12 protein-coding genes and 2 pseudogenes are annotated in these 14,015 nt (G+C 67.5%); 3 read left to right on the forward strand and 11 right to left on the reverse strand.

Annotated elements, in window-relative coordinates:
• Positions 1-684 precede the first annotated feature (684 nt).
• The 9 genes and pseudogenes from AB0N07_RS46890 to AB0N07_RS46930 form a co-directional block, all read right to left on the reverse strand.
• Positions 685-1,041 (reverse strand): transposase, encoded by a 357-nt coding sequence (locus tag AB0N07_RS46890; RefSeq protein ID WP_365846446.1) that lies wholly within the window; start codon positions 1,039-1,041, stop codon positions 685-687.
• Positions 936-1,256 (reverse strand): hypothetical protein, encoded by a 321-nt coding sequence (locus AB0N07_RS46895; RefSeq protein WP_365846448.1) that lies wholly within the window; start codon positions 1,254-1,256, stop codon positions 936-938. Before AB0N07_RS46895 ends, AB0N07_RS46890 begins: the two co-directional genes overlap by 106 nt.
• A 1-nt stretch (position 1,257) precedes the next feature.
• Positions 1,258-2,163 carry a hypothetical protein gene (locus tag AB0N07_RS46900; RefSeq protein WP_365846450.1) on the reverse strand — a complete coding sequence of 302 codons (906 nt, stop codon included), beginning with the start codon at positions 2,161-2,163 and terminating at the stop codon, positions 1,258-1,260.
• A 65-nt stretch (positions 2,164-2,228) separates the two neighbouring features.
• Complete coding sequence (locus AB0N07_RS46905) at positions 2,229-2,978, reverse strand: proline hydroxylase (protein WP_365846452.1); 750 nt, start codon at positions 2,976-2,978, stop codon at positions 2,229-2,231.
• Positions 2,979-3,072: 94 nt separating this feature from the next.
• Positions 3,073-3,308 (reverse strand): annotated as a pseudogene (locus tag AB0N07_RS46910) (acyl-CoA desaturase); the annotation flags it as partial.
• Between the two features lie 409 nt (positions 3,309-3,717).
• Complete coding sequence (locus AB0N07_RS46915; protein WP_365846454.1) at positions 3,718-4,755, reverse strand: ornithine cyclodeaminase family protein; 1,038 nt, start codon at positions 4,753-4,755, stop codon at positions 3,718-3,720.
• Positions 4,756-4,837: 82 nt separating this feature from the next.
• Positions 4,838-5,344 (reverse strand): hypothetical protein, encoded by a 507-nt coding sequence (locus AB0N07_RS46920; protein WP_365846456.1) that lies wholly within the window; start codon positions 5,342-5,344, stop codon positions 4,838-4,840.
• Positions 5,345-5,494: 150 nt separating this feature from the next.
• Entirely contained in the window at positions 5,495-5,731 is a 237-nt protein-coding gene (locus tag AB0N07_RS46925; RefSeq protein ID WP_365846458.1) for an MbtH family NRPS accessory protein, read from the reverse strand.
• Between the two features lie 54 nt (positions 5,732-5,785).
• On the reverse strand, positions 5,786-9,664 hold the full coding sequence (locus tag AB0N07_RS46930) for an amino acid adenylation domain-containing protein (RefSeq protein WP_365846468.1): 3,879 nt from the start codon (positions 9,662-9,664) through the stop codon (positions 5,786-5,788).
• A 726-nt stretch (positions 9,665-10,390) separates the two neighbouring features.
• On the opposite strand from AB0N07_RS46930, the gene AB0N07_RS46935 reads away from it, so the two are divergent.
• The gene (locus AB0N07_RS46935; RefSeq protein WP_365846460.1) at positions 10,391-10,786 is read left to right on the forward strand and encodes a hypothetical protein; all 396 of its coding nucleotides are present in this window, start codon (positions 10,391-10,393) and stop codon (positions 10,784-10,786) included.
• A gap of 531 nt (positions 10,787-11,317) precedes the next feature.
• On the opposite strand, the gene AB0N07_RS46940 is transcribed toward AB0N07_RS46935, so the two are convergent.
• Complete coding sequence (locus tag AB0N07_RS46940) at positions 11,318-12,169, reverse strand: class I SAM-dependent methyltransferase (protein WP_365846462.1); 852 nt, start codon at positions 12,167-12,169, stop codon at positions 11,318-11,320.
• Positions 12,162-12,335 carry a hypothetical protein gene (locus AB0N07_RS46945; protein ID WP_365846464.1) on the reverse strand — a complete coding sequence of 58 codons (174 nt, stop codon included), beginning with the start codon at positions 12,333-12,335 and terminating at the stop codon, positions 12,162-12,164. Before AB0N07_RS46945 ends, AB0N07_RS46940 begins: the two co-directional genes overlap by 8 nt.
• A 282-nt stretch (positions 12,336-12,617) precedes the next feature.
• Here AB0N07_RS46945 and AB0N07_RS46950 point away from each other — a divergent pair.
• A pseudogene (locus AB0N07_RS46950) lies at positions 12,618-12,794 on the forward strand (ATP-binding cassette domain-containing protein); the annotation flags it as partial.
• 166 nt (positions 12,795-12,960) lie between these two features.
• Positions 12,961-13,773, forward strand: coding sequence for an SDR family NAD(P)-dependent oxidoreductase (locus AB0N07_RS46955; protein WP_365846466.1), 813 nt, complete (start codon positions 12,961-12,963; stop codon positions 13,771-13,773).
• Positions 13,774-14,015 lie beyond the last annotated feature (242 nt).

Here is a 14,015-nt window from a genome sequence, read left to right on the forward strand (position 1 = left end):
GAGATCGTCGTACGACGGACGACGCTTCGACAGGCCCACGAACAGACCAACGATCCGATCAGCGGCAGGTCACACGACCTGCTGAGCAGTCACAATCTGCCGTGGGTGGGCAGCGGTATCCGCAGAATCCGGCGAGTATGTACAGTTACGATCCGGGGCGGGGGACCACCAGTCAGGTTGCTGCGGTGTCTCAGGGAATGGAAGGGATGTCGATCACTGCCGCTGCCCCTGTCTCTGCGGGTGCGTATTTGTCTGATGTGAGTTTGCCTGCCGGGGAGGTTCCTGAAGTGCAGCGGCCGGATTCCCGGGTGAGTGGTCTCTCTGGAGGGGGTGGTTATCCGGTGAATCCGGCGGCCGGGTCGTCGTATGCCGGAAGGCCGTCAGTTCAGGCTGATAGGCCGAGTAAGCGGGGGCGGACGAGGTAGGTGGTCATGAGTCAGCCCCTTCAGTCGTAGATTGGCGTGTTCGCTGTAGTTCGTCGATCTCGGGCGGCGGGTAACTGCCCGGTTTGACCTCGATTCTTCCGGGGCTGGCCGGTGGTGTTGTGGGTGGCTGGCTGCCTGATGTGTCCCGTGTCGTGTCGGGGCTGGCCTTCGTGTGACGCTGGGGCTGCGCCGGCTTCCACGGGGCCGGAGTCCCGCTGGTCTGTTCCTTCCTGGTCCTTGTCGGGGTGGTGGCCGGCCGTCAGGTGAGGGCGGGGAGTTGGGTGGTCTGTTGCCAGGCGGTGGTGAACGCCGACGAGCATGGCCATGATCGGTCGAGGTGGAGGGTGCGGCGGCGGGCGTGGGAGGTGAGGCGGGCGGGCAGGTGGTTGAGCTTCCTGCGGATCGTTTCCGGCTCGGCGGCGGCGAGTTCGGGTGCGTCGTGCAGGAGGAGGAGCCGCGTCCAGGCGTCGAGGTCGCAGGCGATGGTGGCGGCCAGGACCCAGGCGGCGTTCAGCTGCCAGGATTTCGAGGGCAGCAGCCCCAGCCCGATCCGCTTGATCGCCTTGACGCGGTCCTCGACCTCGGCGTGTCCGGGTAGGGGGCGTCGACGAACCACACCTGCCCGGAGCCGGGAACACCGGAAAGGCCCTGGTGGGAGGGGATGTTCGTGGCGACGATCTGGTAGCGCCACCCGGTGCGCCGCTCGAACGCGGTCAGCTTCTTCGGGTCGCGCCGGGAGGGTTTGACCCGGCGCACGGCCAGCTGCACACCCGCCGGCCAGCCGGTCAGGTCACGCAGACCGGTGAGCTCGGCGACCTGGTGGGTGACCATGTCACCGTCGGGTCCTTTGATCTCGTGGACCCGCCGTCCTGCCGCAGAGCGTCCGTCCACACCTGTTCCGGCAGCCTGGCGATGGCCTGTTGGTCCATGGTGTGGATCGCCCGGCCGGTGCCCGGCGCACCCGCCTGCGGCTCGTGGTCAGGGCCTGGAGGTGGTCGAGGATGTCGTGGCTGAAGGCCGCGCCGTTGATCCGTACCAGCAGCTTGGGCCACAGCGGCAGCGGGAGCTGTCGCAGGGCGGCGGCCAGAACCGTCTTGTGGTCGGCGGCGTCGTTGGCGGCCGCGTTGCCGGGCCGCAGCTGCATGGCCGCGCACTCACGGGTGTTGGCCACCCACGCCCCGGGCGGGTGATGCCGCCAGGTGCCCTTGAACGTGCCCGCCGCCCCTTCTTTCCGGCTGGTGCAGGTCACGACGGTGGCATCGAGGCCAGGGACGTACCAGCCGGACAGTTCCCGGCCGCACACCGATATCCAGGCAAAGCCGCCGGGCCGCAGTGCCGGCCAGGTCCACACCACCCGGCGTATCACGGCGCGGACCCGCTCCACGCGCGCCGCCACCGGGGCGTCGATCGCCTCCAGGGCGCGTCGCAGCGTGCTGTCCGAAACCGGCTTCGGGAACAACGCACGCCACTGGTACTGCAGTTGCTCGGCTCCCAGAACGTTTGTCGCGCCGAGAGCGATCGCGCAGGCCAGCGGGACCAGCGCCACGCCCCGGTCCCGCCACCCAGGTCCGGCACCCCGCGGAAGTGCGGCGGCCAGGGCACGGGTCAGCCCCACACGATCGGCGACCACCGCGAAGGGGGCGATCAGGAGCACCGCCACGAACGGGTGACGCATGCCTCGGCGGCGACGCGGATCGGGCAGCAGCCGCAATCGCTCCACCAGCGAAAATCCGGTCACGCCGTCCAGAGCGGGCGACTTGATCAGGCAGAGGCGGGGCCAGGGAGGCGTACCAGCACCAAGGGTCAGGACCACAGAATCAGATTCCCATCCAGGGTGAACCCCATAAAGGCGGACAGGGTGATGCGGCGTGATCCGCGGGGTTGGGCTACTTGGTGGAGGTTACGGCAGTCGAAGAACACCCCTTCTCCGGCCTCCGCCCGCACCGTGACGGAGGGAACGTGGGCGACGACGTCCGGCAGCCAGCCGTAACCGTCCTTGCGTGAATCGTCACCCGGCACCCACCGGTGCTTCCACACCGTCAGTTCTCCACCCTCATCGGCGACGGTGACATGGCAGTTGAAGGCGAGCTGAACGATGGGTTCCTCATCCAAGTGGCCGGGGAACTCCCGTACGATCTCGTCGTAGTGGATCTTTGATCCGTGGGGGAACTCCCGCAAGATTCCGACATAGAGCGGCTTTCCGTCGATCATCGCAGGCCGCACCGGTATGCCCAGTTCATCGGCCAGCGAGTCCACGACCGTCTTCATCGGATCGAGCTCACCGAAGTGGTGACGCCAGGCGGCGCGTGCCGTCTCGGCCTTCTTCCAGTATTCCTCGTACAGCTTGCCGTTCACGTAGTAATCGTGGACCGCAGGGCCGAACTTGAGGATGGGAGGGACGAGCCGCTCCTCGTCGTAGGTCTCGAAGGACGGTTGCGTGACCCGAGCAGCGATCTCAGCAAGATGCCGGCTCAACAGACCGGGCCACCGGACCGCCCCGCACATGCCGGCCGCCAGTTTCTGGAGTGCGCATCGTGCGCCCGGTCCCGCCACCTGCACGGCAGCGAAGGTCTCGTCGACCTGAGCAGCGATCGGGGAGTCGGGGCATGCGTGTTCCACTGCATTCTCCATCCATGACAGGGGGTGTTCAGGCGTCGGCAGCGGTCTCGCTGATCCGGCGGTTGAGCCTGGTCTCGTCTGGCCAGCGGACATCCCAGGCCCAGCCCGCCAGCTCGCGCCAGCGAATGACCCGTGCGCTGATGTCGGCCTGCCCCCTGCGCACTCCGTGCCGGGCGCACGTGGTGTCCGCGTGGGAAGGTTGTGCCAGGCGTTGCCCAAGGTGAGCACCGACAGCCACCAGACATTGCCGGACTTGTCCCGGGAGCAGCCCGACGGCAGTCGCGAGCGCGTAGACGAAGCCACTGCACACGGCGGAGACGCTGAATGCCGCGACCGTGCCGAGGCCGAGCCGGGCAGCGAGCCCAGGTGCCGTGGCGGGCAGCGGATGATCGGGGGTCGAGGCCGCCAATACCACCGTGTCGACAGAGCGGTCTCCGGCCAGAACCCGTTCGGCCACCTCCACGGCGATGTCCGAGGTCGCGGTGCCCGGCTCCACCCGATGCCGGCCGGCGATACCGGTGCGGGAACGAACCCAGGCGTCGGTGACACCCCAGGACTCGGGCAGCTGGTCGTTGGTCACCCGTAGCGGCGGCACCCACCCGGCCAGCCGTTCCAGTACACATGCCGCCGTCATAGCGACACCCGCACCGGAACGCAGGGGCCGACCGGGCGCTCAGCCGGCGAACGCATAAGGGTTCAAGGCATCGACCGGGAGGTGTTCGATCAGCAGGCGCTCGCCGGCGCCCGTCTCCTCGGCCAGTTCGATCAGGACGTCCAAGGCCACGTGGTCCTCGATCGCGTAGCCGGTGGAATCGAACACCGTCATGCTGTCCCGGTAGGACGTCCAGTCGCCGGATTCGCGGCACACGGCCGACAGCTGGGGTCCGATATCGTCCTCGGTGAGACTCTGGCACTCTCCCTCGTGCCGGGCCTGATCCATGTGGTCGGGCACAACCAGAGCCGAGCGCAGCAGTGAGAGCGGGAGTTCGGTCTTGCCGACGAGGTCGGCACCGACGGCGTTGATGTGTACGTGGCCCCTGAGTCCCTCGGCGGGCAGCACAGGTCCCTGGCCGACACCGACCGTAGTGGCGGTGCAGATGATGTCCGATGCCGAGACCAGCTCCGCGAGAGCGGCCCGGCGCACCGTGAGGTTCAGGAAGCCCACCCGCTCCGCGAATGAGTCCGCGTGGCTCGGCTCGGCATCGTGGACCAGGATCTCCTCAATGGGGAACACCCGGCTCAGCGCATGGGCCTGGGTCACGGCCTGTGCGCCCGCGCCCACCAGCCCCAGCACCCCGCTCTCCGGCCGGGCCAGCAGCCGGCTGGCCACGGCGGAGGCCGCACCGGTGCGCACCGCGGTGAGCAGTCCCGCGTCGCACACCGCTACCAGTCGGCCGGTCTCGTCGTCGAAGCGTGTCAGCGTTCCGTTGATGGTGGGCAGTTGGTGACGGCTCACCGGGTTAGTGGGGGTGTACGACACCGTCTTCAGAGTCATGGAGCCGGCAGGCACGTGATACGGCATCCACTCGATCACCCCGGTGCCTCCGGGGCAGCGGGTGAAGCCGTCCCGCGCGGGCGCGACGCCGTGGTCCGGTTCGGCCAGGGCCAGGTGTAGCCGGTCGATGACGAGTTCCATGAAGCGGTCACGACCGCAGAGGTCGACTATCTTTCCCACATGCCGTTGTGTCAGGACCAGAGTGTCCACTTTCATCCTTCGCATGGTCGGGCGGGCAGCATGCAGCCCTCTTGGGGCACGGCAGAGATCGGTCAGGTCAGTGTTCGCCAGGACCTGCTCACAGCGGCGCGCTGATGCCGTCGACCTGTAGTTCGCGCATCATCGAGAAGTGGTCGCCGGTGGCGACGTGGTGGAACACCACGTCGGTGAGGCTCCGCCACGCGACAAGAGCCTCGTCACGGTCCGGCCCGGCCAGTCCGCCTAGGTAGGGGCCTTGTGGGAGACGCTCCAGCAAGGTCGCGCGGTAGGTGTCGGCCAGGCCTAGCACGTCGGAGTGGAGTTCCGGTCCGGTGCTCACCGGCGGGTGCTGGAAGGCGTACACCGGCTGGCGCAGCCCCAGTCCACGGGCGAGCCGCCGGTAGACGAGGACTTCGCCGCCGCCCGGGTGGACCAGGACGACCGCCGTCAATTCGCCGTTCCGCTGGAGGCACAGCAGCCGGTCCTGGGCAGCACCGAACGAGGCGCGGCCGCGCAGCGCCCGCCCGAGACCGGCCACCGTGGCGGCCTCTGCCGCATCCTCGCCGAAGAGCGCCTGGAGGGGGACCGCCGTCCCGCAGGCCCTCATCCGGCAGGACGGGCGTCCGCACCACAGCGAGGTCGTCCCACACGTAGACGAGGGCGTCATCCACCATGCCAGCCTCGGCACCACGGCAGAGCTGATCCCACTCGCGGAAGATACGCAACTCGCCCAGCCGATGGTCCTTGCAGTACGTCTTCACACGCGCTCTCCGCTCACGTCGGCTTGGCCCTCCACCCACCGACGGAGGCTCAGCGGACGCATGTCCGTCCACACCTGCTCAATGTGCTCCAGGCACTCCACCTTGCTTCCGGCCGTGCCCTCCGGGCGCCATCCATCGGGAACATCCATGCTCTCCGGCCAGATCGAGTACTGCTCCTCATGGTTGACCACGACGGTGTACATACGTGCATCGTCCGGCTCATCACTGAACATGCGTCGTCATACCTCTCGTTGACTCACGGGTTGTGCGGTGCGAAGGGCAGGACGTCACCGGTCTTCGGGCTGGGGCAGTGCCGCAAGCCGCGCCACCTCGTCGGCAAGGGCGTCCAGATCGTCGAAGTCTTCGGCTGCGTCCGCGCCGGTGGGCGCGGTACGGGCATCGATCTCGGCGGCCACCGCAGCGGCCGTGGGATTCTCGAACATCAACCGCAGCGGCAGGTCCACTTCGAAGACCTCGCGTATCTCGGCGATCAGGGTGATGGCCAGCAGGGAGTGCCCGCCGAGCAGGAAGAAGTCATCGTGCACACCGACTTCCTCCCGGCCCAGGACCTTCGCCCACACCGCGGCCAGCCGCGCCTCGGTCTCTGTGCGAGGCGCCACGAACTCCACACCGGTGTGGTGTTCGGGTTCGGGCAGGGCCCGGGTGTCGAGCTTGCCGTTGGGGGTCATGGGCAGCGTGTCGATCACCGTGTAGGACGACGGGATCATGAAGTCGGGCAGGCTGCCGGTGAGGTGGTGGCGGAGCTGGCCGGTGTCGATGGTGATGCCGGGTTCCGGGACTAGGTAGGCGGCGAGGGTCTTGCCGACCGGGCCGGTGTGCGGAACGACCGCGGCCTGGGAGATGTGGGGGTGTCGCTGCAGGGCGGCCTCGACCTCGCCGGGTTCGATGCGGAAGCCCCGGATCTTGACCTGGCGGTCGGCGCGGCCGGCGAAGAGGAGTTCGCCTCCGGCCGTCCAGCGTGCCAGGTCACCGGTGCGGTACATACGCCCGCCGCCGGGGGTGAAGGGGTCGGGCACGAAACGCTCGGCCGTCAGAGCCGGTCGCTCGTGGTAGCCCCGGGCCACACCGGCCCCCGCGAGATACAGCTCACCGACCACCCCTGCAGGTACCGGACGCAACTCACCGTCCAGCACATACACCCTGGCATTCGCTGTCGACCGGCCGATGGGTGCCACTACGGGCCAGGCTCCGGGATCTCCGTGGAGGGAGGACGAGGTGACCGTAGGCGTTTCGGCCGGGCCGTAGATGTTGTGCAGGCGTCGCCCCGCGACGGCTGCGCAGAACGCGCGCAGCCGCTCGCTGACGATGAGCGCCTCACCGCCCTGGAAGATGTCGGTGAGTGAGGTGAGGGCGCATCCCCTGGCTTCGGCCGCTTCCAGGAGCGACTCGATCACCAGGGTCGGGGCGAAGATCTCACTGACCCCGTGACGGTCGATCCACTGGACCAGCTCTCCGAGGTCGCGCCGGGTGTCCTCGGACGGAACCACGAGTGCACCGCCAGCGACGAGGGGAGCCAGCATTTCTTCGAGTGAGAAGTCGAAGCCGATGGCGGTGAGTTGACCGGTGCGTCGGAGGGGTGTGGCGGGGAAGGTAGTCGTGTGCCAGGTGAGGAGGTTGGTCAGGCCCTGGTGGGGCATGACGACGGCCTTGGGGCGTCCCGTCGAGCCCGAGGTGTAGACGACGTAGGCCGGATGCTGTGGAGAAGGAGAGCCGAGACGGTCACCGTCCCCGAGGTCCTCACCCGAATAATCATCAAGGGGATGCCCGTCGATGAGGAGGACATTACGGTCGAAGGAGTACTCGTCGGCGGTGTCGGTGTCGGTGTCGGTGACGATCAGCAGCGGCCGGGCATCGTCGAGCATCAACCGCAGCCGATCGGAGGGATACCCGAGATCCAGCGGCAGGTAGGCCGCACCCGCCTTCAAAACCCCCAGCAGCACACCCACCATCCGCGCCGAGCGGGGCAACGCCATCGCGATGACACTCTCCGGGCCGGCGCCCCTGGCGACCAGGGCTCGGGCGAGACGGTTCGCCCACGCGTTCAGCCGGGCATACGACCACACCTCGTCCCCGAACACGACCGCGTCGGCATCGGGCGTGCGGCGGACCTGAGCTTCGAACAGCTCGGCCGCGTGCATGTCCGGAACCGCACTGCGGGTGTCGTTCCACTCCTCCAGCAGCCGGCGCCGTTCACCCTCACCGAGCAGTTCCACCTCGCCGATCGGCCGCAACGGCTGCCCGGACACCGCCGCCAGCAGTCGCACAAAACGCTCGGCGAGCGTTCTCACACTCTCCCGGTCGAACAGGTCGGTGCTGTACTCCAGGACTCCAACGATCTCGCCGGCCGGCCGCTCCTCCAGATTGAAGAACAGATCGAACTTCGACGTCACCGAATGGCAGGACTCCTCGACCAGCCGCAGCTCACCCAGCTCCAGACTCACCTCGGGAGTGTCCTGCAGCGCCAGCATCGTCTGGAACAACGGATGACGGCCCATCGACCGAGCCGGATTGAGTTCCTCCACCAACCGCTCAAAAGGAACATCCTGATGAGCGTAGGCAGCCAGACTCGTCTCACGCACGCGGGCCACCAACTCGAGGAAGTCCGGGTTGCCGGAGGTGTCCGTCCGCAACACCAGCGTGTTGACGAAGAAACCCACCAGAGTGTTCAGCTTCTCATCCAGCCGGCCCGCAAACGGCGTGCCGATCGGGATGTCTGTCCCCGCACCCAGCCGGGTGAACAGCATGGCCAGTCCGGCCTGCAGCACCATGAACAAACTCGCCCGCGTCTCCTGGGCGAGCACGCGCAGCTGCGCGGTCAGCGCAGGCTCGATCACGAAATCCACACTGGAGACGCGTCCACTGCTCACCGCTGGCCGTGAACGGTCCACCGGCAGCTCAAGCTCCTCCGGCAGACCCGCCAGAGCCTTCCGCCAGTACCCCAGCTGAGTCGAGATGATGCTGTCCGGGTCGTCCGCGTCGCCCAGGAAGTCACGCTGCGACAAGGTGTAGTCGGCGTACTGCACCGGCAGCGGCTCCCAGCCAGGAACCTCCCCAGCCAGCCGCGCCTGATAGGCCACGGCAACATCCCGCGCGAGCGGCGCCAAAGACGAGCCATCACCGGCGATGTGGTGCAGCACCAGCAGCAGCGCATGCTCCCGCACGCCCACCGAGAACAACCACACCCGCAGCGGAAGATCAACCGCCACATCAAACGGCTCCGCAGAGGCGGACGCCACCAGCGCATCCACCCCCGAAGAACCCACGGAACGGACCTGCGGGGGCACCCGGGTCAGGGGAGTGGACACCTGACACAAGGAGTTGAACGCCACGGCCTTGAAGAACGGAAAGTAGAGCACTCCGCCGCTGTCCGCGATACGAGAAAGCTCCTCCGTCCCCCGATCCCAGTCTCCGCGGCTCATGAGCCCGAGTTCGACCACTCTCGGCCCCACTGCACCGATCATGGCCAGGAACCCGCCACGGTAGGCATCGACCAGCCCCGTATTTCCGTCCGCGTAGGCCGGGCACGGCTCCACCTTTACGTCCCTGTATCCGGCACTCTCCAGGAGGGGCAGCAACTGGCGGCCCATTGCCGGGTTACCGCCGGAGCGGCGCTGCAGTTCCACGAAGCACTCGACAACGCGCTCGGCGGCGGCGCTGGAGGGGTGGAAGAAGATCGCGGCGGCGTCCGGCTCAAAGACCGTGAGCGTGCCACCGGGCGCGAGCACCCTGTCTAGTTCCCGCAGCAGGCCGACGGGGTCACTCACGTGTTCCAGCACGAAGCACACGAAAACGTGATCGAATGACCCCGCGTCGAACGGCAGGTCTGTCGCATCGGCGATCTGCACCGTGACGTTGGTCAGGCCCGCGTCGCGTACCCGGTCCCGCGCTTGTGCTACCGACTCTGGATGCACGTCGATGGAGGTGATCACGGCACCGGGATTCCGAGACGCCAGGTGCACGGTCTGCGCGCCGACCCCGCAGCCTGCCTCCAGCACACGACTGCCTGCCGGATAGTGCGTTCCGCCATGTATCAGGTCACGCAGCGCATCGGCTTGGCGGACAAGGCGGAAACTCTCCTCAGCCGAGTACCCATGGACGTAAGGCTCGGTGGCGACGTCCACACCCGCCATAGATATGTCGGTCATGCTGTTCACGAGGTGACTCCCTGCGCTTGGCAATCACGGTCAGTCAGTGCTTCAGCAGCCCTCACCAGTGCTTGATCCACCACCTCTGTGGGTGTTTTGGACCACAGCGTTTGTCGAAGTCGCCTGTTCAGCTTCGCTGCGGTGTCAACGCGGTTCGACCGGATGCAGGCATGTAGCGGGGATGTGTGGCGAAGAGAGGGCGTCGGAAGAGGGCTCGCACGCGTGCGCCTTCGGCGCGTCGAGACGGCAGCACCGTACGGCCGTACCCCGGGTGGAGGCCCAGATCCCCGAACGGGGACGTGCCGGATGTCAGGCTGCCTGTCGGGCTATGTTTCCTGGCGCGCGAACCGTGTCCGTCCGACAGCCAGTTGGCGCTCCGAGCACTTCGGTGCGCCAATCTGCCGGTGGGTCACGATTCCCGATGACAGAGCCATTCCGTCCTTCCCGATGCCTCGGGCGCCCGGCGGCCCTTCGACCCGACACCGGCGCCATGCCGGCTTCAGCGCGAGGCGCCCGTGAGCCGGGGGCGGTTGTGGGACGGCAGCGCCAGCCGGCTGGTGACCCGGCACGAGGCCGAGGGGAGCCACCATGCGGCGGCGGTCAACCACGCGGGCAAGGTGGTTCGCCACCGTCTGCTCTACACCGGGAGAGTTCATGTTCCCAGTCGCTCGCACGCGCTGGTTCGCGTTCGCTGCCACCACTGTCGGGGTCGCCGTGTTGGGGGGCATGGCCCTGGTGGCGGCGCGCGTCCTCAACAACAACGGCGATCCGGATCTTCACCCGGAAGCTGTTGTCGCCGTCTGCTCGGACGTGCCAGTGCACGAGTGGGTCACTCTGAACATGGGGACTTTGTCCCACCCTGACCGCCAGAAGGCGAACGGCGAACTGAGGGCCACCGGTCATGACGGCGACCCTTTGCACTACAACTCCGCGTCAAGCTGCATCCCCCTCAACTCGGCCTTCAGTTCTCGGGTGGTGTTCCGGGCACCCGCCGTGAACGACGGTCAGCCGTTTTCGGTGACCGCGCCAGCCGATCGCAAACATGTCCTGGTCGTCCGCTTCACCAAGAACGCCGACGGCAGGGTCACCGGGACGCAGGAACAGGTCGATGCGCCTGGATGAGCACGACGATTGCGCCTCGCACGCGTCCTCCAGGAAACAGCGCAGCACCAGGTCCACGCCGTCGAGCATGGGGCACCCAGCGCGGCCTCGGTCCGGAGGCGTGAGCCTCTTTGCCGAATCGGACGTGCAGCTTGCCGAACGGAGCGCGGCTGAAGTGCACATCCGGCTTGTCCAGCAGCGATACCTCCTCTGAGCGTAGTCATGAAGGACTTCCTGTGGACCAAGACCGCCGACCAGATCATCGACCGCATCTGCCGCTATTGCTCACGCATCTCCGGACCAGCTCACTACTAGCTAGGGCTTGGTCAGGTTCGTATCGGGGCGGTTCAATGTCGTGGTGGCAGGTGCCGGCCCAGAGGGCGAGGAGTGTCTGCAGCTCGCGGACGACTTGGTTGGCTTCGTAACTGTCGTGCGACACCGTTTATCACCGAGTCCGGGCAGCACTTGATGATCGCAGGGTCGGAAGGTGTCGGTGAGAACTGACGCCGGTCAGGTGCTTATGTCCTGGGTGGGGAACCGGGAGGAGGCGCGCTACCGGCGGACCGCCGCGATCAGTCCGCCGGGCTGCTCCTCGCGCTGCGGCGGGGTGCTCATCGGGCGGCCGTAGGCGGCAGCGCGCTCGCGCAGGGTGTGGCTCTCGGCCTCCCAGCCGTGCTCGGCCAGCCAGCCCACCGGGTCGTCAGGCATCTCCGAGACCCACATGGACGCCACCGATCCCGGCACGGCGTCCGCGCGGAAGCGCTCGAGCACGCCGCGCGAGCCCAACGTCAGCCCCATCCGACTGCCTGTCGCCGACTGCGCGCCGATCCGGGCCAGCAGCAGCTCCACCGCGTCCTCGGGCAGATAGATCAGCAGACCTTCGGCGATCCACACGGTCGGCACCGCCGGGTCGTGCCCTGCGGCGGCCAGCGCGCCTGGCCAGTCCTCACGCAGATCCACCGCGACGGTGATCCGCTCGCAGCGCGCGACGGCCCGCTCCTGGCGCAGCACCGAAGCCTTGAAGTCCAGTGGCGCGGCGGTGTCGACCTCGAACAGTCGGGTGCCCTCGGGCCAGTCCATCCGGAAGGCCCGGCTGTCCATGCCGGCGCCGAGTAGCACGACCTGCCGGACCCCGGACGCGGAGGCCTGCTGCAACAGGTCGTCGAGGAACTTCGTCCTGATCACGATGGAGAACGCCACGCCCAGCCAGCGGCGTCGCGCTGCCTCGTCATCGGGCAGCGGCAGCGAGGAGGGCGACAAGCCGCCGGCGGAGGCGAAGGCCTGTGCCAGTGGGTCGCGGAACAACGCGTCCTCCCGCTCGGTCTCCAACGCCCGCACCCTGGCCACCGCCACCGCCGTGGCCCACACTCCCGACGGCTGCACCTGCTCCTGCTCATCAGTCATCGCGGCAGCCTAGACGAATGATCGATGCCAAGAGGCCTGATGAGGGTAGCCAGGGTTCATACGCGGGCGAGAACGACTGCTGCAGTTCCTCTGGCCAGGGCGACATGGCCTCCGTTACTGCTGGCCAGACGAGCTTCGCGGGCTGCTGCAAGGCCAGTGCGTTCATCCATGGGCTCCTTGTCGGTCGACGATGCGCCGGTCGTCTTGCACGTCGTTCCGTGCGAACGCCTGTATCGTCGCCGAGCGCAGGCCCCTCTGACCACGTCCTATTTCAGGGCTGTCCCGCGCTGCCTGAAAGTCGTACTGGACCGCCTGATCGCCGGACGTGCCGCCCCGCGGATGTGGCGGATTGTGAAGACCGATCGCACAAGCGTCAGAACCGAATGAGGGAAAGGGCATGATTCGCGTACAGCGAAAATAATAGGGGGCACGCTCGCCGTGGGAAAATCTGTCCTTCACCGTCCGCCCGGGGGTTGTCACCGGGTTCCTCGGGTCGAACGGTGCCGGAAATTCGACCACGGTGCGTTTGATGCTCGGCCTGGATTCGGTGGAGGGCAGCACCGTCTTCGGCGGCGCCCGCTACGCGGAGTTCACCGGTCCGGTGCGGACCGTCGGTTCGCTTTTGGGCGTGGGCGAGGCGGAACACCGCCCCGTACTGGACCTGGTCATTTCGGCGCCCCTTTTCGGGGACGCGTCGCGTGGGGATGACGCCCATGAATGGGGACTCGAATGCGCGAGAACTCTTGGCCCACACTGAGCCCGACCGGACCACCACCAGAAAGACGGGCTCGATGAACAACGGCATCACGCACGATTTCACCGGCATGACCTTCGTCATCACCGGCGGTACCAGGGGGATCGGCGCCACCACCTCGGAACTGGCTGCAAGCTACGGAGCCAATGTTGTGGTGTCGGGAACGAATGCGGACGCCGGTGCCGAGGTCGTCGCCAAGATCGCGGCGAACGGGGGCAGCGCGGCCTTCGTCGCATGCGACGTGACGGAGGCCGACCAGGTGATGGACTTGATGGCCTCGGCCGCCGACACCTTCGGGGGCATCGACGTCCTGCTCAACAACGCCGGGGTGCACGAGAGTGCGCTGACCAGCACACTGTCCATCGAGGAACTCGACATCGACGTCTGGGACCGCGTGCTCGCCGTGAACCTCCGCGGTCCCTGGCTCTGCTCGAAGTTTGCGGTCCCCTTCCTCAGGCGGAGTGAGCGCAATCCCTCCATCATCAACACCGGTTCCACCGGCTCGCTGCTCGGCTTCCCGGGTTCGCTGGCCTACGGGGCGAGCAAGGGCGGCCTGAAGCTGCTGACCAAGAACCTCGCGGTCGAGTTGGCCCGGTACGGCATCCGCGCCAACTGCGTCTGCCCGGGCGCTACCGAAACCGACATGGTCGCCGACTACCTCGCCGCGGCCGAGGACCAGGACGCGGCACGGCGCTCCATGACCGCCACCCATCTCATCCCCCGGATCGGCCGACCCGACGAAATCGCTCACGCGCTGTGCTTCCTCGCCAGTGAACAGGCCTGCTTCGTCAACGGGGTGGACTGGCTCGTCGACGGGGGCGCGCTGGCCTGGCGCGGAGCCAACGCCTGACCCGGTCGCTCCCGGCCGTCCATTCGCTTCTTCCGCCGAAGAGAGGATCTCTCGGGCGGTACGACACCGTGTACTGCTGCCCTTATCGGGACAGTGCCCGCAACGCCGCCGCGCCGGCGCGACCACCGTGTTGACCGGCGTGGCGGACCAACGTCGCTTCCTTGCCGGGTGATCCTTTAGGATCCGGGGCTTGTGGCTCGTGATCATGTGGTGGGGGATGGCTTCCCGGAGCGGATACGGAT

Source organism: Streptomyces sp. NPDC051172 (assembly GCF_040682555.1).
In the GTDB taxonomy this organism is placed as follows: domain Bacteria; phylum Actinomycetota; class Actinomycetes; order Streptomycetales; family Streptomycetaceae; genus Streptomyces.

What these genes read in the sequence shown, in the direction of transcription:
- AB0N07_RS46895 (WP_365846448.1), bottom strand. Translation starts at nt 1,256, where the DNA reads ATGGTCACCCACCAGGTCGCCGAGCTCACCGGTCTGCGTGACCTGACC.
- AB0N07_RS46925 (WP_365846458.1), bottom strand. Translation starts at nt 5,731, where the DNA reads ATGTTCAGTGATGAGCCGGACGATGCACGTATGTACACCGTCGTGGTC.
- AB0N07_RS46920 (WP_365846456.1), bottom strand. Translation starts at nt 5,344, where the DNA reads ATGAGGGCCTGCGGGACGGCGGTCCCCCTCCAGGCGCTCTTCGGCGAG.
- AB0N07_RS46935 (WP_365846460.1), top strand. Translation starts at nt 10,391, where the DNA reads ATGGCCCTGGTGGCGGCGCGCGTCCTCAACAACAACGGCGATCCGGAT.
- AB0N07_RS46955 (WP_365846466.1), top strand. Translation starts at nt 12,961, where the DNA reads ATGAACAACGGCATCACGCACGATTTCACCGGCATGACCTTCGTCATC.
- AB0N07_RS46945 (WP_365846464.1), bottom strand. Translation starts at nt 12,335, where the DNA reads ATGAACGCACTGGCCTTGCAGCAGCCCGCGAAGCTCGTCTGGCCAGCA.
- AB0N07_RS46915 (WP_365846454.1), bottom strand. Translation starts at nt 4,755, where the DNA reads ATGAAAGTGGACACTCTGGTCCTGACACAACGGCATGTGGGAAAGATA.
- AB0N07_RS46940 (WP_365846462.1), bottom strand. Translation starts at nt 12,169, where the DNA reads ATGACTGATGAGCAGGAGCAGGTGCAGCCGTCGGGAGTGTGGGCCACG.
- AB0N07_RS46930 (WP_365846468.1), bottom strand. Translation starts at nt 9,664, where the DNA reads ATGACCGACATATCTATGGCGGGTGTGGACGTCGCCACCGAGCCTTAC.